We start from the raw sequence: 25,490 nt of genomic DNA on the forward strand, positions 1-25,490 counted from the left end.
GCTCCGATTGCCACTGGTTTGAATAAAAATAAAGAAGTTGAGCTTGTCAAAAAAAAACGTAATTTTACACCTGTTTTGATTAAATCTACCCACATGTTAAACAGTTACAGTAAAGAGGATAAAGTTTTATTAGCAGTTGATTGTATCATTTTCGGCTTTGACAAAGAAGAACTCAAGATACTTTTAATTAAGAGGGATTTTGAGCCGGAGAAAGGAAAATGGTCACTTATGGGCGGTTTCTTGCAACGAGCTGAAACCTTAGATGATGCGGGGAATAGGATACTTCAGACACTTACCGGTATCAACAATATTTACATGGAGCAACTTTACGGGTTCAGTAAAGTTGATCGGGATCCGGTGGAACGTACAATTTCTGTTGCCTATTATGCACTGATTAATATTGAAGATCACAATGAAGAGCTCATTGAAAAATACTCAGCACGTTGGTTTAATATAAAAGAGGCTCCTGAATTGATCTTTGACCATAATGACATGGTAAATCATGCCATTAGACGACTTCAGTACAGAACCTCAACCAAACCTATAGGATTTGAGCTCCTTCCTGAGAAATTTACCATGAGACAACTTCAAAAGCTCTATGAGGCTATTTTAGACGAAAAATTAGATAAGCGTAATTTTATCAATAAAATCAACAACCTCGATATCTTAATCAAACTAGACGAAAAGGATATGTCCTCTTCTAGAAAAGGTTCATTCTTGTATGAATTTGACAAGGAGAAGTATCATAAAAAAGTAGAAGACGGATTTACCTTTAAAATCTAATTCACATAGTGTTAAAACACCCTTAGACTACTTTTTGTTGTGATCCGTAAAATCGCGATGCTCTTTTTTATACAATTCGTCTGTCGGTAAGCTTTTGAAATACTCGTACGTTAGACGCATTCCAATTTTTCTACCCACTTTGGGTTCCCATTGCAAAATTTCTTTTGCCTTAGAAATATCCGGCCTTCTTTGTTGTGGATCATCCTTAGGTAAAGGTTTGTAGACTATTTTTTGATCAGCACCTGTTAATTTCACGATTTCTTCCGCAAAATCTTTTATTGAAATTTCAGTAGGGTTACCAATATTAATCGGATAGTGATAATCACTCATTAATAAACGGTAGATTCCTTCGACTTGGTCATCTACATAACAGAAGGATCGTGTTTGACTTCCATCTCCAAAGACGGTCAAATCCTCTCCTCTGAGTGCTTGTCCAATAAAAGCAGGAATAACACGTCCATCGTTAAGACGCATTCTGGGACCATAGGTGTTGAATATACGGGCAATACGAGTATCTAGTTGATGAAATCTGTGATACGCCATGGTAATGGACTCCATAAAGCGTTTGGCTTCATCATAAACTCCTCTAGGCCCAACAGGGCTAACGTTTCCGTAGTATTCTTCGGTTTGCGGGTGTACCAACGGATCTCCGTACACCTCAGAAGTAGAGGCTACGAGAATTCGAGCGTTTTTATCCTTAGACAAACCCAGTAAATTATGAGTACCGATGGCACCCACTTTAAGGGTTTGAATTGGAATCTTTAAATAATCAATTGGGCTTGCCGGTGAAGCAAAGTGTAAAACATAATCTAGAGGACCGGAGATATCTACAAAAGTAGTCACATCATGATGCCTAAATTCAAAGTTCTCATTTGATCTAAGATGTTCAATATTTTTTAAACTACCGGTGATAAGATTATCCATCCCGATAACGTACATGCCTTCTTTAATAAACCGATCACATAAGTGTGAACCTAAAAATCCAGCTGCACCAGTAATTAAAATTCGCTTCCTTTCCACTATTACATTTCTTTGAAAGCGAAGGTAACTAAAATTGAAGTAAATTACGACTCCATGGATCGGTTCTGTTCTAATTATTATTTACAGTCCTGAAGGACCATTTTTTGTTTAGCTACTTTTTGGTTTCTGAAGTACAGAATTACAAGTGCAAGTATAACCCCAGAAGCTGCAAGTCCAGCACCGACTACACTCGCCGAAGTAAATCCATACCCAAATGCAATGGGTAAACCTGCAAGATAGGCTCCTGATGCATTTCCCATATTAAAGGCACTTTGATTGGCAGATGAACCTAACATTTCTGAACCTTTAGCACTGTTGATGACCGCCATCTGTATCGGTGTTGATACTGTAAATGCAATCATTCCAACAATAAAAGTCATGACTAAAACTGCCACACCTGTTGGGGCTATAACTACATTAAGTAACAACATTAATACCATGATAACCAAGCTAATAATAACTGCTTTTAAAGGAGAAAACACCTCTGCTAGCTTCGCTCCAATAAAATTACCGATCACCATGCCGGTACCTGCGATGATCATACCGTAACTAACCATATTTGGGCTTAAACCTGCTTCTTCTGTGATTAACGGTGCAATATAACTATACCAAGCAAAGAAACCACCTGTCCCAACGGTTGTTAGAAGTACGATTCCCAAAAAATCTAAATTTTTAAAGACCTTAAATTCACTTTTGATATTTTGATTTTTACTTCTCTCCATAGCGGGCATCCAAAAATGAATGCTCAACATGGTCAAGATCCCAATTACACCAACAATCAAAAATGAAATACTCCAATGAAAATGATGACCTACATAAGTTCCGATTGGAACCCCAATAACATTGGCAAGTGTTAATCCTGTGAACATCGTGGCTATGGCCTTAGCTGACTTCCCTTCTCTGGCTAATTTCCCGGCTACAACAGCACCTATTCCGAAAAATGCTCCGTGTGGTAATCCGGACAAAAATCGAGCTACTAGCAATAAACTATAATTGTTTGCAAAGGCCGATAAAGTGTTAAATATGGTGAACCAAACCATTAAATACAACAGCATTTTATGCGGAGCTATTTTATTTCCTATGACGGTCAATAACGGCGCTCCTACAACAACCCCAAGAGCATAAGCAGATATAAAGTGCCCAGCTTGTGGAATACTTATGCCAAGTGCTCCGGCAACATCCGGAAGGATACCCATGATGACAAATTCGGTCATCCCAATACCAAATCCTCCAATGGCTAGAGCTAATAATGCTTTTTTGTTTGTAATTGTCATATATTTCCCAAAATTTCAATGGGCAAAAATACGTCAAATATATTGCAAACACTTGTGCTTAATTGTCAAGTTTATGTGAAATTATAACCAAAACAAACGCTTCTATTCTAATCTAAAAAACAAGGATTAAGTATTATTCAGATTTAGGCACCAACTTTACAACTCCGGTACCCTCCACACCAACATAGATATAGCCATCAGGACCTTGTATTACACTTCGGATTCTGCCCAGACCTTCTACTAATTTTTCTCGTTGTGTCACTTTGTTGTTTTCAATCACAAGTCTTTCCACATAACCAAATTTTAAAGACCCTACCATAAGGCTTCCTTTCCAATTTGGATAGACATCGGAAGTAACAAAGGTCATCCCACTAGGGGCTATAGAAGGTACCCAATAGTATAATGGCTGCTCCATTCCTTCTTTTTTGGTGGTTTCTGTTAAAGTAGTACCATCATAATTCTCTCCGTAGCTAATAACTGGCCACCCATAATTAGCACCCTTTTTAACTTTGTTAATTTCATCCCCACCTTGAGGGCCGTGCTCATGAACCCAGATTTCACCTGTTTTGTAATGCTTCAACATCCCTTGAGGGTTTCTATGTCCGTAGGAATAAATAGCCTTAACAGCGTTAGGAGTATTATAGAATGGATTGGACTGCGGTACACGACCATCGTCGTATAAACGATAAACCTTTCCACCATCTCTGGTTATATCTTGCGGATTCACATCTCTCTCACCACGTTCTCCTATTGAGAAATACAGGAAACCTTCATTATCAAAGGCTATACGAGACCCAAAGTGCTGTCCTTTTGTTGAGTTAGGTGATGCTTTGTAGAGTTGTTGTGTATCTGTCAAACTATTACCATTGAGTTTAGCCCTAGCTATTGCAGTGTGTCCCCCTTCTCCTTCTCCCTCATCACTGGCGTAAGAAAAATAGATCCATCCATTTTCTTTATAGTTGGGGTGCAATTTGACATCCATAAGACCACCTTGCCCCCTGTTGTAGATTTGCAAGTCCATGAAAATCTCTGTTTTTTTTCCTTCATGAACTAAGTATAGTTTCCCGGACTTCTCAGTAACCAGTAAATCTCCGCTGGGTAAAAATGCCATGCCCCATGGAATATTAATCCCTTCTACTACGGTCTCGACATCATAAGTGATTTTATCTGGAGTTTTTATTGTCTTATCATCCTGTGCACAAGACGCTTGCGCTGCAACCAGCACGAGTAAGGCGAAATACTTTTTCATTATTTATTTTTTTTTGATTTAAAGACGGTAAATTAGACTAAAATTTACCACAACTAAGAGAAGTGGCATCTTAAAAATATGTTAAATTAAAAAAACCTAAAAAATGCTTCTCCGAATGTTGGTTTATTTAAAAAAAGAATAATACTTTTGTGCCCGCTTAATAGCAAAACCTATTCCCATAATAGGAACATATTGAACTTTTACATTCGGGGTGTAGCGTAGCCCGGTTATCGCGCCGCGTTTGGGACGCGGAGGTCGCAGGTTCGAATCCTGCCACCCCGACTAACCTAGAAATAGGTCAACAAAAAACACTGTTAATCTTTTGATTTTCAGTGTTTTTTTGTTTTTTATGCATTTGTTTGATTTCATTTAAAACCATATAAAAGGTGTGCAATTAGGGGAACTCTTGGGGGAAGATATCTGGGAGAAGACGATAACAGTAAGACCTTGCGGGAACTAAAGAAGGTTAAGGGACATCTACCTAAAACAATTGAACTACGAATTTGTGACCGATTTTGAACATTATCTTCGTAATTACAGTAACTCCAAGAAACAACTCATGTTAGGCAACAATGGCGTTATGAAGCACTTGGAACGGTTTAAAAAAATAATAAACCTTGCCGTTAAACTGAAGTGGATGCACTCATAGGAGCAAAATTTATCGAAATTAGGAGATTTACCTTTACTCTGTCACAAATAATCCCAAAAATTTACCCTTACTTTGTTACATAATTTTGATAAATTTACCCTTACTTTGTTACAATAGATATAGAAGTATGAATTTTGAACGACATGTAACTGCTTATTTGGTGGACTGGAAAGCCAGTAAACATAGGAAACCATTGATACTGCGTGGCGCTAGGCAGGTGGGTAAGACTACCCTTGTGAACGAATTTGCTAAAACGTATGACTTTTTTATTTCATTGAATCTTGAAAAAGCTGCGGACAAGGCCTTTTTTGATGTCTACGACGACGTGAATACCATTGTAGAGTCGTTATTCCTGTCAAATAATCTCACCCCCGACCAACAGGAGAATACCTTACTCTTTATAGACGAGATCCAAGAATTGCCCAAAGCCATACAATTGTTGCGGTATTTTTTTGAGGAGGTTCCCAAACTTCATGTAATCGCTGCCGGGTCCTTGCTCGAATTTGCAATGAAAGAGGTAGAAAGTTTTCCCGTGGGCAGGGTCGAGTTTCTTTATCTATACCCCTTGAATTTTGCGGAATATCTCCAAGCTATTGGCCATAGTACCGCCATAAACCAACTGACCAAAATACCAATGAATCCCGTAGCTCATAAAATATTACTGGAACTCTTTCATCGGTATGCCATCATTGGGGGAATGCCCGAAGTGGTCAAAAGGGACATTGAAGGCGAAAACCTGGCCAATCTTCCCAAAGTATATGAAAGCATCTGGGCCACCTATAAAGAGGATGTGGAAAAATATACTTCCAATTCCACTGAAAGGAGGGTCATCAAACACATCATGGACACGGCCCCGCTCTATATGGACCAGCGTATTAAATTTCAAAATTTCGGAAATTCCAATTATAGATCCAGAGAGGTAGGTGAGGCCATGCGCAATTTGGACGCTGCTAAGATCATACAGCTCATCTACCCTACTACAGATATAGATCCACCCATCAAGCCGGATATCAAAAAATCGCCAAGATTACAGTTTCTGGATACCGGACTGATAAATTATACCTTGGGGATACAGGCCCAGTTATTGGGCATGGACGATTTGAGCAATGCCTTTAAAGGAGCAATGATACCACATCTGATAACCCAAGAAGTAATATCGCTAAATACCATAACGAATACTAAACCTTATTTTTGGATCCGTGAAAAGAAACAGTCCTCCTCAGAAGTAGATATGGTATATACCTTTGGTGATAAGGTAGTTCCTATTGAGATAAAATCGGGTGCAACGGGCACGTTAAGATCCCTACACCTGTTTATGGACAAAACAAACCACCAGTATGCGATAAGGATGTATGCTGGGGAATTCAAGATAGAAAATTTGACGACCCTAGAAGGCACCCCGTATTTACTGATGAACCTTCCCTATTATTTGGGCACGCAACTTCCTGCCTATATCGATTATTTCGTCAACAACCATAGGTTGAAATGAGCATTACCAAAAATTGGTCACAAACACGAATTAAGATTTTGTGAATAAATTGATCATTATAAATACGTCACATCAAAACACTGTTAATCGTATGATTTTCAGTGTTTTTTGTTTATATGCATTTGTTTGATTTCATTTAAAATCATATAAAAGGCGTTCAATTGGATGTGCAATGCTTCATCAAAAATGTACACTTCGGCGAATTCTCTTAAAACTCCAATCATCCATAAGTACATATCAAGTACAGTAGAAACTCAGGCTTAATCTTCACTTCCATCATTCCTAAAAATTAAAAATATCGAAGCAGCGCATAATAATTATAACATCACTACTCCGATATTTTTAATTCATTCTTTATTCGACAGGCTCTGCCTTAAAACCTTTGCTTTTAATGATAGCCATTACTTCATCCTCCGTAATCCCCTTAGAGTTTACGGTTAGTATTTTATCAGGATTGTCTGTATCCACATTCCATTTGGAGATCCCTAGCGAGTTATCTAAATCCGACTCGACTTTTGATACACATCCACCACAATTAAGGGTTGTTTTGAATTTAAGCTCTTTATTTTCCATGATATTAATTTTTAATTATTCTTAATGGTTATATACTTCAGCATAACTTACTTATGCAAGGTTATACAATTTCTAGATTTATTGTCAGTAAGGCCGGAACTCTATCTTTATTTTCTCCACTTCAATCTTAAACTGTTACTTACCACGCTCACACTACTCAGTGCCATCGCAGCTCCGGCAATCATTGGATTCAGTAAGAATCCGTTGATCGGGTACAAAATACCTGCAGCAATTGGAATACCTATCACATTATAAATAAATGCCCAGAACAGGTTTTGCTTAATGGTAGACACGGTCTGTTTAGATAAACGGATGGCCTGCCCAATCTTGGTCAAGTCCGATGAAATAATGGTCATTTTAGCCACATCCATTGCAATATCACTGCCTTTACCCATGGCTATACTTACATCAGCAGTAGCGAGTGCCGTACTATCATTAATACCGTCTCCCACCATGGCAACTACCTTCCCTTGGCTTTGCAATTCTTTAACAAATTCAGCCTTTTGTTGCGGTAAAACTTCTGCTTTGTAATGCTTGATCCCTGTTTGATTGGCAATGGCTTTGGCCGTGGCTTCATTATCTCCTGTAAGCATATATAAATCTATATTCATTTCTTGTAGATCTTTTATCGCCTGTACCGAAGTTTCTTTAATCTGATCAGAGATCGCTACCACAGCTAGTGCGTGCTTACTATTTGAAAACCAAATCACGGTTTTGGACAGCTTACTCCACTGTTCAGCGTGCTGTTGCAATGCTTCAGCAATGTTAATATTATTTTCAGCTAACAGTTTTTTGTTTCCGATGTAATAGGTTTCATTATTATGTTCCGCTTGTACACCTTTACCTGTAATACTTACAAAATTTGACAACTTCGTTGTAGAAATATCTGCAAGGTGTTTTACCACTGCATCTGCCAATGGATGTTCTGATTGCTTCTCAATACTCATTAAGATACTGCTTGCTGTATCATCATCATTGAGCCATTGTATGCCCGTAACTTCTGGCCTTCCCTGGGTAATGGTACCTGTTTTATCCAATATAATGGCATCGACATTTTTGGCCAATTCCAAGCTTTCAGCATCTTTAATTAAAATTCCATTCTCGGCTCCCTTACCAACCCCAACCATGATAGCGGTTGGTGTAGCCAATCCTAAGGCACAAGGACATGCAATAACCAGTACCGTAACCGCAGCCAACAATCCATGAACAAGACCGCTTTCACCACCCAATATGATCCAAAATATAAGCGTAAGAATAGCAATACCTATTACTATTGGCACGAAAATACCCGCGATTTTGTCCACGAGCTTCTGAACAGGAGCTTTACTTCCCTGGGCATCCTGAACCATCTTAATGATCTGGGCAAGCATGGTTTCTTTACCGACCCTTTCAGCCTTAAACTGAAAGCCTCCTTTTTGGTTAATGGTTCCGGCATAAACTTTTTCATTCTCCTTCTTCAATACAGGTACCGGCTCACCGCTTAACATACTTTCGTCCACATAAGAATTTCCAGAAATCACCATTCCATCTACAGCTATCTTTTCACCCGGCTTTACCAGAACTACATCTCCTACACGTACATCATCAATAGAGGTTTGTAACTCAGATCCGTCAGCTTGGAGTACCATTACAGTCTTTGGCTGCAAACCCATTAATTTTTTTATTGCACTAGAGGTGTTTCCTTTAGCCTTTTCTTCCAGTAATTTCCCCAATAAAATAAAGGCAATAATAACGGAAGCAGCTTCAAAGTACACGTGTGCTTCAAGCCCTCTTTGGATCCAGAAATCAGCGAATAACATATTGAACACACTAAAAATATAGGCAATACCTGTACTTAAAGCGACCAATGTGTCCATGTTAGCAGATCGATGTTTTGCTTGCTTCCATGCATTAATAAAAAAGTCTCTTCCTAGCCACAATACTACAGGTGTCGAGAATGCCCACATAATTTCATTACCGAAAGGTATGTCCATAAAGAACATCCCAATCAAAAACACAGGAAGCGATAATATCACAGCCCAGGTGGTTTTGAATTTTAATTTTTTAAATTTCTTTTCATGAATCTCTTCTAGAGTTTCATATTGTGTACTTTCCTCCTCAATCAACAAGTCGTAACCCGCACCCTGTACAGCTTTTTGCAGCTTATAAGGATCCGTCATATTAGGAAGGTATTCGACAACAAGATTTCCGGTACCGTAGTTTACAGAGGCACTTACCACACCTGGTTGGAGTTTTACAATACTTTCAGCACTTCCGGCGCATGAGGCACAAGTCATCTCCAGTACAGGGAAGGTTCCATTGGCGGTGGTTACACCATATCCAAGATCCCTTACTGTTTTCACTGCTTCGGTTACCGCTTCGTTATCTCTAACAGTGATAGCCGCTCTACGATTATTGGTCTCTACATTATTACTTTCAATACCCTTAACCTGTGAAAGCCCTTTTTCAACAATTAACGCACAGTGCTCGCTATCCACATCTTCAAGAGGAAGATAAATTATTTCTTTATTTGTTGCCATAGTTCAATTGCATTAATAAACAGTTACAAAGTTGGCCATAATTAACCTACCAACTGTTGTAGATTTATAAATTTGATTTGTAAGATTTCTTGAATAAGCTATGAAACAAAAAAGTTCAGCGCATTTTCTCTAAAGGCAAGCATCCCCAGAACCGAATATTTATAAGTCCTGCACGTAATGATATCTGAAAATTTCAATGCCTAAATGCAGTAAGATTGATTTTTCACTCATACTCATTGGAAGTATCATATAAGAAAGGGAAAATAGCCACTAATAGGTTTGAAAGCCTTAGTTAATAGCCTTATTTTTGTGCAAATACGAATAATATAAACGCTATTTTCAATTTCTTATGATAACAAAAAATATTACAAATTATTTTTATGATTACTTCAAGGGAATGGGAATGAACGATGGTCTGGCAATATCCCTTCACCTTGTTATAAGCTTAACGATCTTGCTAATAGTAACTTACGCATTAAGTAAATTATTTCGTTTGGTCCTTATAAATTCGCTGAGAGCAATATCTAAACGCACTAAAACTCAATTTGATGATTACTTACTGAAGCACAATTTCTTTGCTAATTTATCATACCTCCTACTCCTGTTTGTAATCAAGGTTTTTATTCCTGTAATTTTTATAAGCTTCTCTGATTATTTTCCAAATATGGAAACTTTTATGGACATCCTAATCATAGTAGTTACCATCCGGACGATACGTAGTCTATTTAGAACTATTAATAGCTACTTAAAAACGGTTGAAAGTTATAAAGACAAACCAATAGATAGCTATATCCAAGTGTTTATGATAATTACCTGGATCATTGGATTTGTCCTTATTTTTTCTATCCTAACAGGAGAAACACCGTGGGAATTTTTAACCGCGTTAGGTGCACTTTCGGCAATTATACTTCTGGTCTTTAAAGATTCTATCTTAGGTTTTGTTGCAAGCATTCAAGTTGCAGCCAATGACACTATTCGTATTGGAGATTGGATAACAATGCAAAAGTTCAATACAGATGGTTTTGTTCAAAAGATCAATTTAAATACAGTATTGGTCCAAAACTGGGATAAAACGATCACTTCAATACCGACATATTACCTTAATACAGAGCCATTTACAAACTGGAGAGGAATGGAAGATTCTGGAGGTCGTAGGATAAAAAGAGCAGTATATATTAGAGCTTCGACGGTTCGCTTTTTAACTACTGAGGAAATTGACGAGCTTGAAAAAATAACAATCCTTAGGGAGTACATTCAGCAATGGAAAGAAAATGTCGGTAAAAAAAGAGTCGAGGATGCTTCAAAAAAATCCTTTTTTGCCAATGAGAGAAATCTAACTAACATTGGTGTTTACCGTACGTATATCAACCTTTATCTTAAACAAAGAACAGATGTACATCAAGAAAACTTCATACTTATCTGTAGACAACTACCTTCAACACCACAAGGTATTCCACTAGAAGTCTATGCCTTCTCGAAATATGTTAATTTTATGGATATAGAACCTCAGAAAGGAGATATTTTTGACCATTTGTTTGCCGTTGTTCCTCTGTTTTCATTGGAAGTTTTCGAGTATCCTAGTGGTGAAGATTCTCGCACTAAACAACTTCCGGCAATCTATAATTTAGGCACTAATCCATAGGTAGTATCCTTACCAAAAAAATAAAGCTCTAGGTACCTACTGATCAAGTAGGTACCTACTCCCAGTTACGAATTCCTTGCGTTTTCATTTCTATTTTATACACCGCATCTAATGCAGTTATAAACAACCATTTGAAATCCTCACCTGCAAAAGTAATGTTGGATGTCCAACCTTTATCAATAACTATATGATCCAGTAAATTTGCGTCCTTATCGTAGATATGAACGCCATTGCCAGTAAGGTAAACATTACCTTGATTATCCAATGTCATTCCGTCTGATCCCATTTCTACAAATAGTCTTCGATTGGCTAGGTCTCCGTTTTCCATAATGTCATAAACAAAAGTTTTTGAGCCACTTGCATCAGTAACATAAAGAATCTTGTCTTCAATTGAACCAATTAATCCATTGGGATGGCCAAAACCTTCTGCTACAGGTTTTAGTGTTTTATAATCTGGAGAGAGGTAATAAACCCTAGCAGTGTCCATTTCAGGTGCTTTACGATCCCAGTAAGGACGTTGATAATAAGGGTCTGTAAAATAGATGCCACCTTTTTCATCGATCCATAGATCATTCGGTCCATTAAAGTTTGTACTGTCAAACCCATCAGCTAAAACCGTGATTTTATCGGGTGATTCAATTTTCCAAAGTTGAAAACTCTCATCAGCACATGCATATAATGCTTCGTCATTTCCTACAAATAGTCCATTCGAGCGACCAGCATCATCCATATAGACAACCACAGTATCCTGCTTGTGATCCCATTTTAGGATCTTATTATTGGGTTGATCTGTGAAATATACATTTCCGTATTTATCTTCAGCAGGTCCTTCTGTAAATTTAAATCCATCTGCAACCAATTCTAGGCTTGCACCCTTTTTTATTGGGGATGAATCTTGAGAAGAACAAGATAAAGCCGCTAGAAATATAAAAGTTATCGGTAGAAATAGTTTCATTTTCATAATTGTGGTTTTATAGGGAAAGTTACTGATTAAAAACATAACTTCAGTTCCTTTGAATTAAAGACTCCACAATGGCGAGCTTTGATAACTCAAAAACAAATCACTCATTTTTAAACTCTTAACTCTTAATGCTGTCAGACAATTTAGCAGTGTATAATATTTTCACCTTTTTACTTCAATAATCCACTAAACTTTATATTTTTGCAAACACATTTCACGGGATGTGGCGCAGTCTGGTAGCGTACACGCATGGGGTGCGTGTGGTCGCTGGTTCGAATCCAGTCATCCCGACAAATAAGTATATCAATCTAAATCAAAAACCTGTTAATCGTATGATTTACAGGTTTTTGTGTTTTTTGACATATTAAAAAAACATAAACAATCCTGTTAAAAAAGTCAACAAATCGGATAACAAAATTGATTTTTGAATCGTGTTGACCGAATTGTTAAAACCCAACGGTTGATTGGAATAATAAATGTATCTTTAAAGTGATTTGGCTTTCGTCTGGTAATAAAAAAGTATTAACAAAAGACGAAAATCATGAGATCCTCAAACACTTTAGGTATTCTGCTCTGGGCAGATTTGAACAGAACTAAAGACAATCAAGCCTCCATTTATGCAAGAATTACGGTGAATGGTAAACGAGCAACGCTGAGTTTAAAACATAAAGTTTCCGTATCAGATTGGGATGCCCATAGGGGCCGGGCACGTGGAACAAACCAAAAAGTCAGGAAGCTTAATAACTATCTAGAACAGGTTAATAGCGACCTTTTTACGTGTTACCAAGAATTGAAGGCAGAACGTAAGCTAATAACCTCTAAAGCCATCAAGGCAAGATATCTTGGGGAGGATGAAGAGAACCATTCCATTATGGACATTATCAGGTACCATCACGAGGATATGGAGGGCAAACTTAAGTGGGGCACTCAAAAAAACTACTACACTACGGAAAAGTATCTATCAAAATTTCTATTGAAGCGTTTTAAGACGACCGATATGTATTTACGTGAACTCGATTATAATTTCATACTCAAGTTTGAGAAATACCTAAGGGGATATGTTCCAACGGATCACCAAAGGAAAATGGGTAATAATACTGTGATGAAACACATAGAACGGTTTCGAAAACTTATTAATCTAGCGCTGAAATTGGGATGGATTGAAAAAGACCCGTTTATAAACTTTAAGGCCCGTATTATAAAAACTGAAAGGGGTTTTTTGAGTTCAGATGAATTGAATACGATAGAGGAGAAACAATTTACAATTGAGCGGTTGCAACTGGTAAAGGATTTATTTGTATTCAGTTGTTATACTAGTTTAAGCTATATTGATGTGATTAATTTAACAGAAGACAATATCAATATTGGAATTGACGGTGAATTGTGGATCCATTATAGAAGGGAAAAAACAACCAAGGCCATTAGAATTCCCTTATTACCGAAAGCTGAGCAAATTATGGAGATATATAAAAACAACCACAAATCGAAAGCCCAAGGAAGCATATTCCCTAAAATATCAAACCAGAAATTGAATTCCTATTTAAAGGAAATTGCCGATGTATGTGGCATCAAAAAAAATCTGACCTTTCATATAGCCAGGCATACCTTTGCAACAACGGTTACACTAAGTAATGGTATCCCCATTGAAACGGTTTCAAAGTTGTTGGGTCACTCTAAAATATCCACTACACAAATCTATGCAAAGGTCTTAGAACGAAAGGTTAGTGAGGATATGAAAGCATTAAAAACCAAACTCCAAATTCAAAGAAAAAGTAATAGTTTAAGCTCATAGCCCTAAGGTTTCTGGTTCGAGGCCAGTTCCCGCTACTAGTAAAGACAAGATTTTACAGAATTGTGGAGCCTTTTTTATATCACATAATACAGAGTAAGTACAGAATCGTTATATTTTTTGTTTTGACATTTCTCTTGATTACAAATACTATTATTTTGTTGCAAGAAATATTATTGATGAAATACTTAAATCCATCATTATAAGTGGATAGGCTCTAACTTTATTATCAATATCAGGATCAATACCTATTCCTGCATATATTCTATAACCATCACCACTGTTTTAAGAAATTCAAATTATACAGTCAAAATAAGTTAACTAAATATATTCAATAGACTATATTTTTGCTACGTCTTTGTTATTTGGAAAGTCCTCTAAAATACTTTGTTTTAAAGAATCTTTAGTAATCATCCCCCCTCCTCCTAATTGGAGTAAGCGAGTTGCTTCAATCCATTGACCTTTTCCAGTTATACCATTAGGAACAAGTGACAAGTCCCCTCCTGCACGTAACCAGATTCCTTTATCTTCTATGCCCCTTGGATAAAGTTTACAAAGAATTTCAAACAATTTATTTTCAAGTGTTTGGATGTTAGAACTTTGCGTATTGAATTCTAATTGGTTAATTATACCGAAAAGAAAAGCAGAGACATTTTTAGAAGCATAGGGTTGAGATCCAATATTATCCATTTCCCCTTTGTCATTAACCAAATCTGAAATACCTCGTAATAGTAAGCTTTTTACAGACGGTCTAGTTTGGCAAACTCTTAAAAAGCCTAACCCTTCCATTTCAATGGCTAATGCATGACTTGCGTTTTGTTTAATATGTTTGTGCAAATCTGATTGATATGAAGAATCTACTTTTTCGCCAGAAGCAATTGTCCCAGTAAAAGTTTTAATTTCTGAAGAAAATTTGGATTCTGTTAATTCTTGAAGAATGTTTTTCCAGTTAATAGAATTTGAATAAGTGCTAGCTAGTCTTTCTAAATCATAGGATGATGCTCCAAACTGTGGTCTAGGTTTGAAATTTAGCCCTTCTGCTTTGCCGCGCTCGTATCCAATAACGTCTGTGCCAATGACAATGTCTCCTACCGAAACATCCTTTAAACCACCTGCAACACCAACATAAAAAACATATTCTGGATTAAAATATTCTAATGCTCTTTCTGTTTCCAACGCAGCATTTACATTAGTTTGGTCAGTTCGACCTACAATTATGTCAATTTCAATATCACCCTTAGAAAAAGTCCCTTTAACGTAGTCGGTTCCTGTATTAGGGTGTGTTTCAACTGTTTTATTTTTTAGATGTAATTCAACTGCTTTACGTTCTACTTCAAGAGCTGTAAGTATTACTATCGGGTATTTCATATTGTTTGTCTTAATTTTTTTAATATTTCATCGTTCGGAAATTCTTCTAACATCTTATTTATTAGAAGTAACACTTTTGGATCACCGCCATTTCTCATAATATAAACGGCATGATTCCAGATTTCCCTACCAGTTATTTTTAGGGGTAAATCACTATCATGTCCACCAGCATTACTCCAGATACCATTTTGGTCAGCACCTTTAGGGTATAATTTAATTGCTTGGTTTGTGAAAATTTCCCACCAATCGTCAGTACTAATAGTGCTGGAGAGAACTCCAGAAAATGATAGTGAAAAGCGCTGAAATACATTAAATAACTCTTCACATTGCTGAATAGCTAGCTTTAAATCTGATCGCCACGATATAACACTACTGATGTGTGAAGCTATTGATTTCCATTGTCTATTTCTTATTCTTTCACCAAGAATTATAGCTTCAGAATTTGAAAATCTATTGTTATCAATTAAGGATATAACAAGTTTCTTATCAATATTTGGAAATACTTCCAATATCTTAATTTTGGAAGTTGTATCGACCGTTGGACTTATGATAAAGCCATTTATGGTTTCATCTTTTTGTATTTCTTGTCTTAATGTTGGTTCTAATTCAGCAAGTGATAATGTTCCTTTAGCTATTGATATAAGGCAGGTATGAGCCGTTTTCTTTAGAAAGTTGTTTTTAGTTTGACCAGATAATATTAACCAAATGTCTTTTCTGCGTGGGTAATTACTTAAATCATCATTTGAAGAAGAGCTTATTTTTTCTAACAGATAATCATCAAATAACTTACCATCAATCAAGTTATCTAATATTTCGTTTAAGATTTTATTAGGGTGACTAAAACCATCCCAGACATTATTTCCTTGATTAGTAAACTCTAGCCATATTTTATGCCACCCTGAGCTATCGAGTACGATATTCTTACTAAGTAATTTCGGATTTTTGCTGCAAATCTCTCCAGATAATACATAAAGCCTTTCATCATCAAAATTCAGAGAAGATAATAGAAATTTTTCGGGAAGTGTTTTTTTAGCCATTATTCTTAATGCTCCAAATTCATTTGGAGTATTGTCGATACTTAATTGTTTTTTTAGGGCATCATTAATAGAGTGATTTATTAATACTATAGTGCTATGCAGAAATATCCATCTATTTTCATATGCGAATTGTAATATCTTTTTTTCGACTTCTTTTTTGAGCCTTGGAATGGATGATACAATGTCCTTTTCCGCATTTTTTGGTAATAAAGAGCCAAGTTTTTCAATAAGTTTTGGTTCTACCTTAATCCAATCCCAGAATAGTTCAGCATAATTTTTTTTCCATCTTTTCAAACCAACCGAGATATACTTTTTCACAGGATTGCTCCACCAAGCAGATTTAGTATCTTCAAATGCTTTATTGATTAGAGCAGGAATAGTTTTGCTACTTTTTTCCTCAAAAATATTTTTCTCTAGCCAAGTGTTTAGTGGTTCAACAATCCTTTTTTCGGCGTTTTCAAAACCAGACCAATCGGCATTTGTGATTATATTAATTTCTGCAATGCCCGCTGTAGGCAATTTGTTTAATATCACATTAAACAATTTTTCCTTGGGTTGTAATGAAGATTGAGTTTTAGTGGTGTACTTAGAGACTAGATCAGCAAATATGATTAGTTTCTTTAAGGTAACATCAGTTTCGATTCCTTTGTATGTAGGAATCATTTTTTCAAATTGAGATATATCGTCTATATCCTTTGGGACAATTGAGAAATCTGAAAGTAGCTGTGATAATTCCTTCGCTTTAAAAGTATAACCAGCTAGATAATGAGCCGTTTGAGTTTTCAAACTCGCTGAATCGTTATAGTCTATTAGCTTAAAATCTGTATTTGTCCAGTTTGGTTTTATGCTATCTGGTATGTAGACTAAATTTAGAAGGTTTTTATCTATTTTTTGAGGGTCGAATGCAGCACCAATTTTAATACTTTTTTTAATTTCCTTAGGGATAGCTGGCCAGATATTACTAATCCAATTTAGGTATCCCTCTTTGCCTATCCAAACAATAGTATTATTACTGGAATGATGTTCAATGACGTTATTTATAGCATAGGACATACGGTTGTCTTCTTTTTTAGATATGTCATCACCGTCATTATTTTTAAAATTGATGGGATTTAGAGCAATAGATTTATCAATTGAGGTTAAATGGTGTTTTAAAATTTGAGTTATGTCCTTTATTAGCAATAAGTCTTTCTCTTTAATTATAAGAGCATGAGAAAAAACACGACCTTTTCTCACCCCTTTCGATGTGTCTGGAAATGTTTTTATTAGTATAAAATGGTTGTCTTTCCAAAACCCTCTTATTATTGGATTTTCGAGTTCACCATTAGGCGGACGATCAATTAAATCTGTAGAACTAGCAAAACGAATTGGAGTTGTTGCATCAGTATAAGAAGATTTTAATAAAGAATATGAGCCGTTGTCATCACCACATATCACCTGATGTATTTCAATCATAAATCTAATGCTATTTCAATTAATCGTGTTAAATCGGGTTGTCTAGGGTTGTCATCAAGAACAATGTAGCCAAATGATTCTGGCATTTCATCTAAGTATTTGTCCTTAGCTTCTTGATTGTCTAGAGGGAATTCTTGAGCCGAAAGACCAATGATTTTATAACTTTCATTATCCCATATGGATTCTACAAAGTGGTTAAATAGAGGCACCTTCTCTTTGAGAATTTCAAGCGGAGAAAGATCAGTATTTAATTCATCCCAACATGTCATGACAACTAGTAGTTTAGGTGTGCTAATTCTAGATTTAACACCAGTGTTTCTGGCGTGCAATAATGCTTGTAATAACTCAATAAAATGATATTGCTCGGATAACTTTGTATCAACATTATCTCTGTTCGGTGAGCTATCAATATTTGGAGAGCCAGCCTGACTTAGATCATAAATGGGATAAATCTCCCCTGGTCGAATAAACAATATCCAACGATCATTAGATTTTGCTCTATCTGCCCAATTCTTATCAAACTCCATCAATTGAGTTATTCTGCGAACTTGCTCACCACCATAATCCTTGAATTCTAGGTCAAATTCTTTGTCATCAAGTATAACAGGAATCACTACACTTAGATTTTCTTCAGCAGGAGTAGCATTTGTCTCTTCTCCTGATGCTAATCGGTCGTATGCGTTTTTTATCCCAGTAATGTTATCAGGCATTTTCCGTAATTTAACCTTTCCAGACTTGTCTAGAAACCTAGCCCATAATTGTGCTTGAAATGTAGTTTTTCCAGATTTAGGAGGCCCTATAATTAGGATTGAGTTACTGGTTTCCATAGCTGCCCGTATATTTAAAAAAATAGTCTTCAGTATCTCCTATTTCAGGAGTTAAAGTGAACTTTTTCGGAGTGTTTAGTTTGTCTAATAAATATTCTGTTACCTGTAGATTATTCTCATGACAAAGCTTGTCAGGGTCTTTTTTAGAATAATTACTAATCTCTATAATATTGGCATCTGGAAATGACTCTTTGAGTGACTTTTCTACAGCTTGTTTAATATTCTCGCGAATATTGTCAATGAGATCTGATTTAGACCATACTATTGTTATTGGTCTTCCATTTAAGTTTGCGGCAACCTGAGCAGCTAATTGTGCTATTCGCTGTTTTTCTCTACCTCTTTTTTTAATAAGTGCCTCACAATCAATGAAAAAAATGAAAGCAACAGAGTTTTCATAAATCCATCGAGCATTTTTGACATTACTATCATTCACATTTGTTGACCACTGGGTAAATACTTCGCCCGAAGAGTCAGCAAAGATCAAATCATAAAAATGGTTTTCTTTTCGTAGGGCTAAGTGCAAAAGACTATAAAAATCTGGGTTACTTGGCGTTGGCTCAGGAAAATCAACTGTGCCATCAGATTTTAAACGTAAGTACATTGCAAGCTTTTCCCATCCAACAAGAGTATAGCTTCCAACAAAATTCCAGTTTTTAAATCTTTTTCCATTATACAAAAGTGTGTACAGCATTCCTAAGTAGGATGTCTTTCCAGCATTTGCAGCTCCGATTATACCTATTATTGAAGGTTCTCCCCTGTGTGAAACTATAACGAGATTTTCGGGATGAAGTTCTAATCCAGACCAAGATAATGTCTTAGACTTTGAAATTGTCTTTTTTTTATTATCGGTTGAACTTTGATTGTTAGTTTGTTTCCAGTTAGAACAACTATCATACTCTAAAGTGCCATGATTGGCACAAAGGCCTTTAGGTGCAGTACATTCTTTATTTGAACATCTATTTTGCATATCACGTTATTTCGCATTGGCTATTTTAATAGCTTGTAGATCGTGTAAAAGCCATACAGCAAAATCGCCTAGATTAATTTTGTTATCCTTACTCAGGCCAGTTTCTGAATAAATATCATAAGAATCATTTGAAACATTATTGGAGATACCAACAAGCAATTGTTTTCGCTTATCTGTGTCGTTGTTTAATTTGGTTAATAACCACATGAAAGCGTTGGGAATTTGTTTGGACTCCTTAATAAATTTATCTAAATCCACTTCTTTATCCACTTCATCAGGATAAAGACCTTTGAGTGTTTCTTTTAGTAGGTAATCTACACTGATTGGATATATAGGATTCACCATTTTGGCTAAATCGATAGCCATAATAATCGCTGCAGAAACTGGACTCAATTCCCTATATGAGGTTTTAATGCTATTGGAGAATAAAGACTCCTTCCACCAAAGTAGTTTGCTTCTTAGATTAGAGGCAGCTATCCCAGAGGAAACCTCGCTACCTATATTTTCGATATAAGCAGCAATCAATTGCATATTTTCATTGATAGACCTCTGTATTTCTTCTATTGATTTCGTTTGATGAGTTAGGACATTATTAATGGCAGATGCAATTGCTTTACCAGCAATTTTGCCAAAATCAGATGTCCAATTTTGATTGCTATTCGGCCAGTATCTATTGGAGTCTTCCAAACTGCGATTCACTCCGTCATTGTCTACGGTAGATGCTCCTGCCGCTGCCCTAAGCCTTTGGACTAAGTTATCCGAATTAAGGATTTTGCTAGTTACTTTACGTTCAGGTAATGAAAAATCAGGTAATTTAACGTCAATAATGCTACTCCAAGATTTTTGAGCGGATATTTCTATCTTATTCCCTAATTCCAATAAGAATCCCGAAAGAACAGTATTTTCTTGGTTAGATAATTTGTAGTATCGGATAGAGTTACGTGCAGATAACCATATAATTGCGGCAGATTTTTCGTCTTTAGCAATTTGACTCAGTGCCTGAAGAATTACAGCTCGTATATAAGTTATGCTCTTATCGTTTGTAGCAGTAACACTGTTTTTAAAGGCAGGCCATTTACTTATAATAATTCTTTCAACCTCGGAAACAACAGGGTCATTTTCTGAAATGAAAGGATCAATAGCAACAAGTGTAAAAGGAATAATTTTTTCTTTCTTTTTGTTTAGCCTTTTAACTACTTCTGTGACGGCTTTTTTAAGACTATCAATGTTCCCTGAATCAGCAGTTTTGATGAATTGGTTGTCAAGGTAAGTCTGTAATATGGTTTCGGACATAAATCTGCTTTTAATTCCTACAAATATCGATAATTAATTTCTTTTTGAAAGGAGGCTAATGAACTAAGTTATCAACTTTTATTTATTGGTCAACTAATTGTAGTAATCTTTTTGAAGGAATCTTTGATTTAATTTCCATAATTTATGTTATGAACAATCCTGAAATTTTAGTTTACACCGATTCATGGTAGAATAAATAATTGCATGACCTACTTCCTACCGACATAAAGATTTGTTTAATTAATAATAATATCTATTTTCTCCATCAACATTTTAAAGCGTTCTTCGCGAATTAATGGATGGATGTGCATGGCTAAAATTTCATCTGCCTGTGGATGGTTTTTAATAGTTTTTAATTCCTCTTTAATGTACAGTTGTACGTTTTCTTCACTTGCTAGTATTTCCTCCACGATTGTAGTTCTGTTATCCAATAAATAGATTATGTCCTCGAAATCGTGGCTGCCATAAAAATCATTTTTACCCCGGTCTTTAAAGGCTTCCAATTTGGTAGCTAGGAAATAAGGTGAGGGCAGTATACTTATGGTTATTCCGTCTGGTAATTCTACTTGTTGTGTAAATTTGAAACCTGGTTTGTACCATATATTTGAAACACCAATACTACTGTCTTCTGCTGGCATGATGTCAATGGCAATGTCTTGGAATTTATAGGAGCAAATGGAGTGACCCTCTGGGTCAGGAGAAAACCCAAGTTCAGAAAGTCTTTCTTGCATTTGAGCCCATTCAGAATAATTTGCCAAATTGATGGTCATGTCAATGTCAGTAGTTGGACGAATTTCCTCAGCTGCTGGGTCATCGGTATATAAACTGATGACTGCTCCACCAATAAAAACCATTTTTTCGTTCAATTCTTCTAGCCCTTTCGCAACTTGAGCTACTAATGCAAGATTGATGACTTTATTATGCATTTTGTATTCTTTTTTCCAGTTCTTTTTTTGCTATTTCTTTTTCTCTAACTCTTCCCACTCTAATAGCATCTACCAATGTTAGTAATTCATAAAGCTCTTTATCCTTCAATGAAGCTTCAACAACAGTGTTGTATAATGGTTCTATTGCCTGACCTCTTTCTTGACCTTTAGCATAGGGCCAAACATATTTGTCATTGGCGTGGATTATATTATTTAATGGCTCTGCTGAATGTGCTGTTAACATGCCTCTTACAATGGGGCCTGGTTGTTGTGGAAATGCATAGGCTACACCATGTATCAAGAATTCTTTAAATGCCAATTTATTTACTTTTTTTCTTGTAGCATCAATCAATCCTGCATATTTGGAACGATTTAATGATTGGCTTACTTCCGATTGGCTTATTCCTAATTCTTCGGCGACTGTATGATGAAACCATGATTGCTTACCTAAAGCTATTATTTTCAGGAGTATTACAATGTCTTGAGGCTTTAAATTATTTTTAGTTTTTAGCATGATATTTCATATTGCGATATGCAATATTAAGAATTAAAATGTTGTAAAACAATATTTTATTTAATTGCATTTCATATTGCGATATGCGATATGCAACTATTTGAGAGACTAATTCAGTTTCCAATATGTGGAATAATAGGGACAAAACTTATTTCGAAACAATTCTCAATACTTTGAATTCATATGTATTAGTTCCCTTCCTGATAGTTACCGATTCTTCATAATAGGGTTTTTATATCCTCCCCGCCGTAACTGTTATTCTTTTTTTGACCGCAAAACACCAACATTTTAGACTTGACCGGACTGCATAACCAGGCTCCTACGTCGCACTTTTTATAAGTCCTTTTCAATCCAAAATATTGAAAATCGTGTAAGCATCAAAAAAGGATAACAGCTATACGGCTCTATGGGAAGTAAATCAAAACCAGTTTATCATGAAATCATCAATAACATATCAATTCGGAAGTGAAACTAAAAACAAATCAAAAAACATTTGACCTTTCATGTTGCCCGGCACACATTCGCCACAACTATAACACTACTCAACAATGTTCCGTTGGAAACGGTCTCCAAATTATTAGGACACACCAAATTATCCACAACGCAGAGGTACGCCAGGGTCGTAGAAAAGAAAATCAGTACGGACATGAACAGACTTAGAGGGATATTGAATAATTCTCAAAGCAATACTAAGGCGAAGTCGACGGAATATCCCCACTTGAAAGTCATTCAATAGAGTTAAAAACTAAAAGAATTGCATCATAGATAATTTAGATATATATTTATTTAAACTGGCATATAAATGTGGAGTAGTTTAGTTGTGGTTGATTTCTCTAACTCTCTAGATATTCATGAGGATCAAGGAAGGTTATTGGTAGAGGTTTACAAAGGCGTAAAGCTTCCATAAAATTTATCCTATATTGAATTCCCTATTTAATTAATCACTTTACGGTTTTCCCCTTTCAATTTTAGATTATTGATCTTATTTTGGCGGTAATTTGATTAGCAGACTGTACGAACTTTCTAAATTATCCGTAGGACAATATTTTCCCATAAAATAGGGGAAACAAGACATGGCAGCTGGGACAAATCGTATGCATAGTTCCATAAGAACCATATGTAAAATCCTAGGGCTCATTTATTGAAATATACAGACAATCACACCAATCCCTTGCTTAACAAGTCAGAAAATTAAAAAAGATGACCATCAATTTCAATAACCTTGATGACATAAAGAAAAACGGATTTACAGGCTTTAAACTAGTTAGTGAACTATGGACTGACCGATCTAGTATTCCTAAAACTAAAGGAGTTTATATTGTAATAAATCCAACTTTTAAAAAAACTGAATTTATTAATCCAGGAGTAGGTGGATTTTTCAAAGGAAAGGATCCAAATTTATCAATAGAGGATCTTAAAACCAACCACGTGGATAATTCACAAGTAGTTTACATTGGAAAGGCAGGAAATCTTAATGGGAAAGCTACGTTAAACTCAAGACTTGGCCAATATTTGAGGTTTGGAGAAACCAAAAATGTTGGACATTGGGGCGGTAGATTAATTTGGCAACTTAAAAATCACAGCGAGTTAATTTTTTGTTGGAAGCCCACCCCAAATAACGACCCCCGAGATATTGAAAAACAATTATTGAGCCAATACATAAAACAATTTGATGTATTACCTTTTGCTAACTTAATTAAATGAGAACTGGAAATGGCTGACTTTTCAATTCTCAGAATTAATGAAACGGGATACTCCCTTTAAATCAGTTCCTGACGATCTATGAAAAAAGGGTCAGAATCTAAATAAGAATCCAACCCTCGATATTTTAGTTTCACAGCGGGAGTGTATTTTAAACTCTGTCCGCTGTTTCACCCCTTCGGGGGTACCCCCGAAGGGGTGGTCGCCAAATCGAGCTTAACCCGGTCTCCAAATCTAATATATAATTGTTGAATATTCAAGCTCCAATTATGGAGTGGGGTTGTCCATTTTTTCTGGATATTCATAGTGGCCAAGTATACCAGCTTAAGCAGTGCCATATCATTAGGGAATGCACCTTTAGTCTTGGTTACTTTGCGCACTTGTCTATTGTAACCTTCAACTGCATTAGTGGTATAAATGAGTGTACGTATGGCTGGAGTATAACTAAAGTACTGTGATAAGTTCTCCCAGTTGCGCCTCCAGCTTTGAATAACAACAAGATATTTTTCACCCCATTTCTTTTCTAAGTTTGACAGTTCTTCTTCCGCAATCGCTTTACTCGTGGCTTTATATACCAGCCTTAAATCTTGCATAAACTCCTTCTGATCCTTAGAAGCTATATATTTCAATGAGTTGCGTATTTGATGTACTACGCATAACTGAACCTCAGTTTTCGGATAAATACTCAGTATAGCTTCTGTAAACCCTGGAAGAGCATCAGTGCAAGCAATTAGAATATCCTTTACTCCTCTATTCTGAAGATCGGTAAGTACTTGTAGCCAGAATTTAGATCCTTCACTCTCTGAGATATACATTCCTAAGTGATCTTTAAGGCCATCTTTGTTAATACCCAGCACATTGTAAAGAGCTCTATTTTTGATTTGTCCGTCAACCCTAACCTTATAGAACATAGCATCAAGCCACACAATGGTGTAAAGAGGGTCTAAGGGACGACTTTGCCATGCTTTTATGTCAGGGATGATACGGTCTGTAATCTCCGTTAACACGCTAGGAGAGATCTCTGTGTCGTACATCTGTTTGATGTGGCTACAGATGTCTCTATAACTCATTCCAAGCCCATAGAGGCCTATGATCTTCTCCGAGAGGGTATCCGCTAAAATAGTCTGACGTTTCTTTATAATTTCAGGCTCAAAGCTACTTTGCCGATCCTGTGGTGTTTCTATATCAAAGCTGCCAATTGAGGTCTTAACTCGTTTACTGCCTTTACCATTGCGCTTATTCCCGTTTAAGCGCTGTGAGTCATCTAAATGAGCTTCCATTTCAGCTTCAAGGGCTTTATTTAAAAAGCGTTGAAGTAAAGGGGCGAAGGCTCCTCCTTTGCCAAAAAGGTTTTTTCCGGTAGTAAATTGTTCTAAGGCTTTCTGTTCAATGTTGTCTAATTCTTCTTGTGTCATTGTAATTTCTGTTTGAGATTAATATAAAAATTCTCAGAC

General features: G+C 36.2%; 20 protein-coding genes, 2 tRNA genes and 1 pseudogene. 9 read left to right on the plus strand and 14 right to left on the minus strand.

Annotated elements, in window-relative coordinates; all coding sequences use genetic code 11:
• Positions 1-93: 93 nt before the first annotated feature.
• Complete coding sequence (locus ACN0TV_RS05940) at positions 94-783, plus strand: NUDIX hydrolase (protein ID WP_417361080.1); 690 nt, start codon at positions 94-96, stop codon at positions 781-783.
• Positions 784-810: 27 nt separating this feature from the next.
• On the opposite strand, the gene ACN0TV_RS05945 is transcribed toward ACN0TV_RS05940, so the two are convergent.
• The 3 genes from ACN0TV_RS05945 to ACN0TV_RS05955 all read right to left on the minus strand — a co-directional run bounded on the left by ACN0TV_RS05945 (position 811) and on the right by ACN0TV_RS05955 (position 4,326).
• Positions 811-1,803 (minus strand): UDP-glucuronic acid decarboxylase family protein, encoded by a 993-nt coding sequence (locus tag ACN0TV_RS05945; protein ID WP_417361082.1) that lies wholly within the window; start codon positions 1,801-1,803, stop codon positions 811-813.
• A gap of 77 nt (positions 1,804-1,880) precedes the next feature.
• Entirely contained in the window at positions 1,881-3,077 is a 1,197-nt protein-coding gene (locus tag ACN0TV_RS05950; RefSeq protein ID WP_417361083.1) for an MFS transporter, read from the minus strand.
• Positions 3,078-3,210: 133 nt separating this feature from the next.
• Positions 3,211-4,326, minus strand: a complete 1,116-nt coding sequence (locus ACN0TV_RS05955; RefSeq protein WP_417361085.1) for a PQQ-dependent sugar dehydrogenase — start codon at positions 4,324-4,326, stop codon at positions 3,211-3,213.
• Positions 4,327-4,533: 207 nt separating this feature from the next.
• On the opposite strand from ACN0TV_RS05955, the gene ACN0TV_RS05960 reads away from it, so the two are divergent.
• From ACN0TV_RS05960 to ACN0TV_RS05970, 3 genes are all read left to right on the plus strand, one after another.
• Positions 4,534-4,608 (plus strand) — tRNA-Pro (locus ACN0TV_RS05960).
• A gap of 223 nt (positions 4,609-4,831) precedes the next feature.
• Positions 4,832-4,975: a phage integrase SAM-like domain-containing protein gene (locus ACN0TV_RS05965; protein WP_417361560.1), complete on the plus strand. Its 144-nt coding sequence runs from the start codon at positions 4,832-4,834 to the stop codon at positions 4,973-4,975.
• 127 nt (positions 4,976-5,102) lie between these two features.
• Complete coding sequence (locus ACN0TV_RS05970; RefSeq protein ID WP_417361087.1) at positions 5,103-6,464, plus strand: ATP-binding protein; 1,362 nt, start codon at positions 5,103-5,105, stop codon at positions 6,462-6,464.
• Between the two features lie 354 nt (positions 6,465-6,818).
• Here ACN0TV_RS05970 and ACN0TV_RS05975 read toward each other — a convergent pair whose 3' ends face one another.
• Both ACN0TV_RS05975 and ACN0TV_RS05980 read right to left on the minus strand, forming a co-directional pair.
• A complete protein-coding gene (locus ACN0TV_RS05975) occupies positions 6,819-7,037 on the minus strand; it encodes a heavy-metal-associated domain-containing protein (RefSeq protein WP_417361089.1) in 219 nt (72 codons plus the stop codon).
• A 107-nt stretch (positions 7,038-7,144) separates the two neighbouring features.
• A complete protein-coding gene (locus tag ACN0TV_RS05980) occupies positions 7,145-9,556 on the minus strand; it encodes a heavy metal translocating P-type ATPase (RefSeq protein ID WP_417361091.1) in 2,412 nt (803 codons plus the stop codon).
• Between the two features lie 676 nt (positions 9,557-10,232).
• On the opposite strand from ACN0TV_RS05980, the gene ACN0TV_RS05985 reads away from it, so the two are divergent.
• Positions 10,233-11,198 carry a mechanosensitive ion channel family protein gene (locus ACN0TV_RS05985; protein WP_417361093.1) on the plus strand — a complete coding sequence of 322 codons (966 nt, stop codon included), beginning with the start codon at positions 10,233-10,235 and terminating at the stop codon, positions 11,196-11,198.
• A 55-nt stretch (positions 11,199-11,253) separates the two neighbouring features.
• Here the strand turns inward: ACN0TV_RS05985 and ACN0TV_RS05990 are convergent, their stop codons facing one another.
• Complete coding sequence (locus tag ACN0TV_RS05990; RefSeq protein ID WP_417361095.1) at positions 11,254-12,159, minus strand: SMP-30/gluconolactonase/LRE family protein; 906 nt, start codon at positions 12,157-12,159, stop codon at positions 11,254-11,256.
• 217 nt (positions 12,160-12,376) lie between these two features.
• Between ACN0TV_RS05990 and ACN0TV_RS05995 the strand changes: the two genes are divergently transcribed.
• Positions 12,377-12,450 (plus strand) — tRNA-Pro (locus ACN0TV_RS05995).
• Positions 12,451-12,700: 250 nt separating this feature from the next.
• Complete coding sequence (locus ACN0TV_RS06000; RefSeq protein ID WP_417361097.1) at positions 12,701-13,951, plus strand: site-specific integrase; 1,251 nt, start codon at positions 12,701-12,703, stop codon at positions 13,949-13,951.
• 336 nt (positions 13,952-14,287) lie between these two features.
• Here ACN0TV_RS06000 and ACN0TV_RS06005 read toward each other — a convergent pair whose 3' ends face one another.
• From ACN0TV_RS06005 to ACN0TV_RS06035, 7 genes are all read right to left on the minus strand, one after another.
• The gene (locus ACN0TV_RS06005; RefSeq protein ID WP_417361099.1) at positions 14,288-15,316 is read right to left on the minus strand and encodes a hypothetical protein; all 1,029 of its coding nucleotides are present in this window, start codon (positions 15,314-15,316) and stop codon (positions 14,288-14,290) included.
• Positions 15,313-17,808, minus strand: coding sequence for a hypothetical protein (locus tag ACN0TV_RS06010; RefSeq protein WP_417361101.1), 2,496 nt, complete (start codon positions 17,806-17,808; stop codon positions 15,313-15,315). Before ACN0TV_RS06010 ends, ACN0TV_RS06005 begins: the two co-directional genes overlap by 4 nt.
• Positions 17,805-18,635 (minus strand): hypothetical protein, encoded by an 831-nt coding sequence (locus tag ACN0TV_RS06015; protein ID WP_417361102.1) that lies wholly within the window; start codon positions 18,633-18,635, stop codon positions 17,805-17,807. Before ACN0TV_RS06015 ends, ACN0TV_RS06010 begins: the two co-directional genes overlap by 4 nt.
• The gene (locus ACN0TV_RS06020) at positions 18,622-19,602 is read right to left on the minus strand and encodes a TRAFAC clade GTPase domain-containing protein (RefSeq protein ID WP_417361104.1); all 981 of its coding nucleotides are present in this window, start codon (positions 19,600-19,602) and stop codon (positions 18,622-18,624) included. The genes ACN0TV_RS06015 and ACN0TV_RS06020 overlap by 14 nt, the downstream gene beginning before the upstream one ends.
• Positions 19,603-19,608: 6 nt before the next feature.
• Positions 19,609-20,895: a GTPase-associated system all-helical protein GASH gene (locus ACN0TV_RS06025; protein WP_417361106.1), complete on the minus strand. Its 1,287-nt coding sequence runs from the start codon at positions 20,893-20,895 to the stop codon at positions 19,609-19,611.
• 236 nt (positions 20,896-21,131) lie between these two features.
• Positions 21,132-21,821, minus strand: coding sequence for a nucleotidyl transferase AbiEii/AbiGii toxin family protein (locus tag ACN0TV_RS06030; RefSeq protein WP_417361108.1), 690 nt, complete (start codon positions 21,819-21,821; stop codon positions 21,132-21,134).
• A complete protein-coding gene (locus ACN0TV_RS06035) occupies positions 21,814-22,335 on the minus strand; it encodes a hypothetical protein (RefSeq protein WP_417361110.1) in 522 nt (173 codons plus the stop codon). The genes ACN0TV_RS06030 and ACN0TV_RS06035 overlap by 8 nt, the downstream gene beginning before the upstream one ends.
• A 478-nt stretch (positions 22,336-22,813) precedes the next feature.
• On the opposite strand from ACN0TV_RS06035, the pseudogene ACN0TV_RS06040 reads away from it, so the two are divergent.
• Both ACN0TV_RS06040 and ACN0TV_RS06045 read left to right on the plus strand, forming a co-directional pair.
• Positions 22,814-23,071 (plus strand): annotated as a pseudogene (locus ACN0TV_RS06040) (tyrosine-type recombinase/integrase); the annotation flags it as partial.
• A gap of 464 nt (positions 23,072-23,535) precedes the next feature.
• Complete coding sequence (locus ACN0TV_RS06045) at positions 23,536-24,039, plus strand: hypothetical protein (RefSeq protein WP_417361112.1); 504 nt, start codon at positions 23,536-23,538, stop codon at positions 24,037-24,039.
• A gap of 167 nt (positions 24,040-24,206) precedes the next feature.
• Here the strand turns inward: ACN0TV_RS06045 and ACN0TV_RS06050 are convergent, their stop codons facing one another.
• A complete protein-coding gene (locus tag ACN0TV_RS06050) occupies positions 24,207-25,451 on the minus strand; it encodes an IS256 family transposase (protein WP_417361114.1) in 1,245 nt (414 codons plus the stop codon).
• Positions 25,452-25,490: the final 39 nt, after the last annotated feature.

The sequence above is a fragment of the Galbibacter sp. genome, assembly GCF_048266365.1.
GTDB lineage: Bacteria > Bacteroidota > Bacteroidia > Flavobacteriales > Flavobacteriaceae > Galbibacter.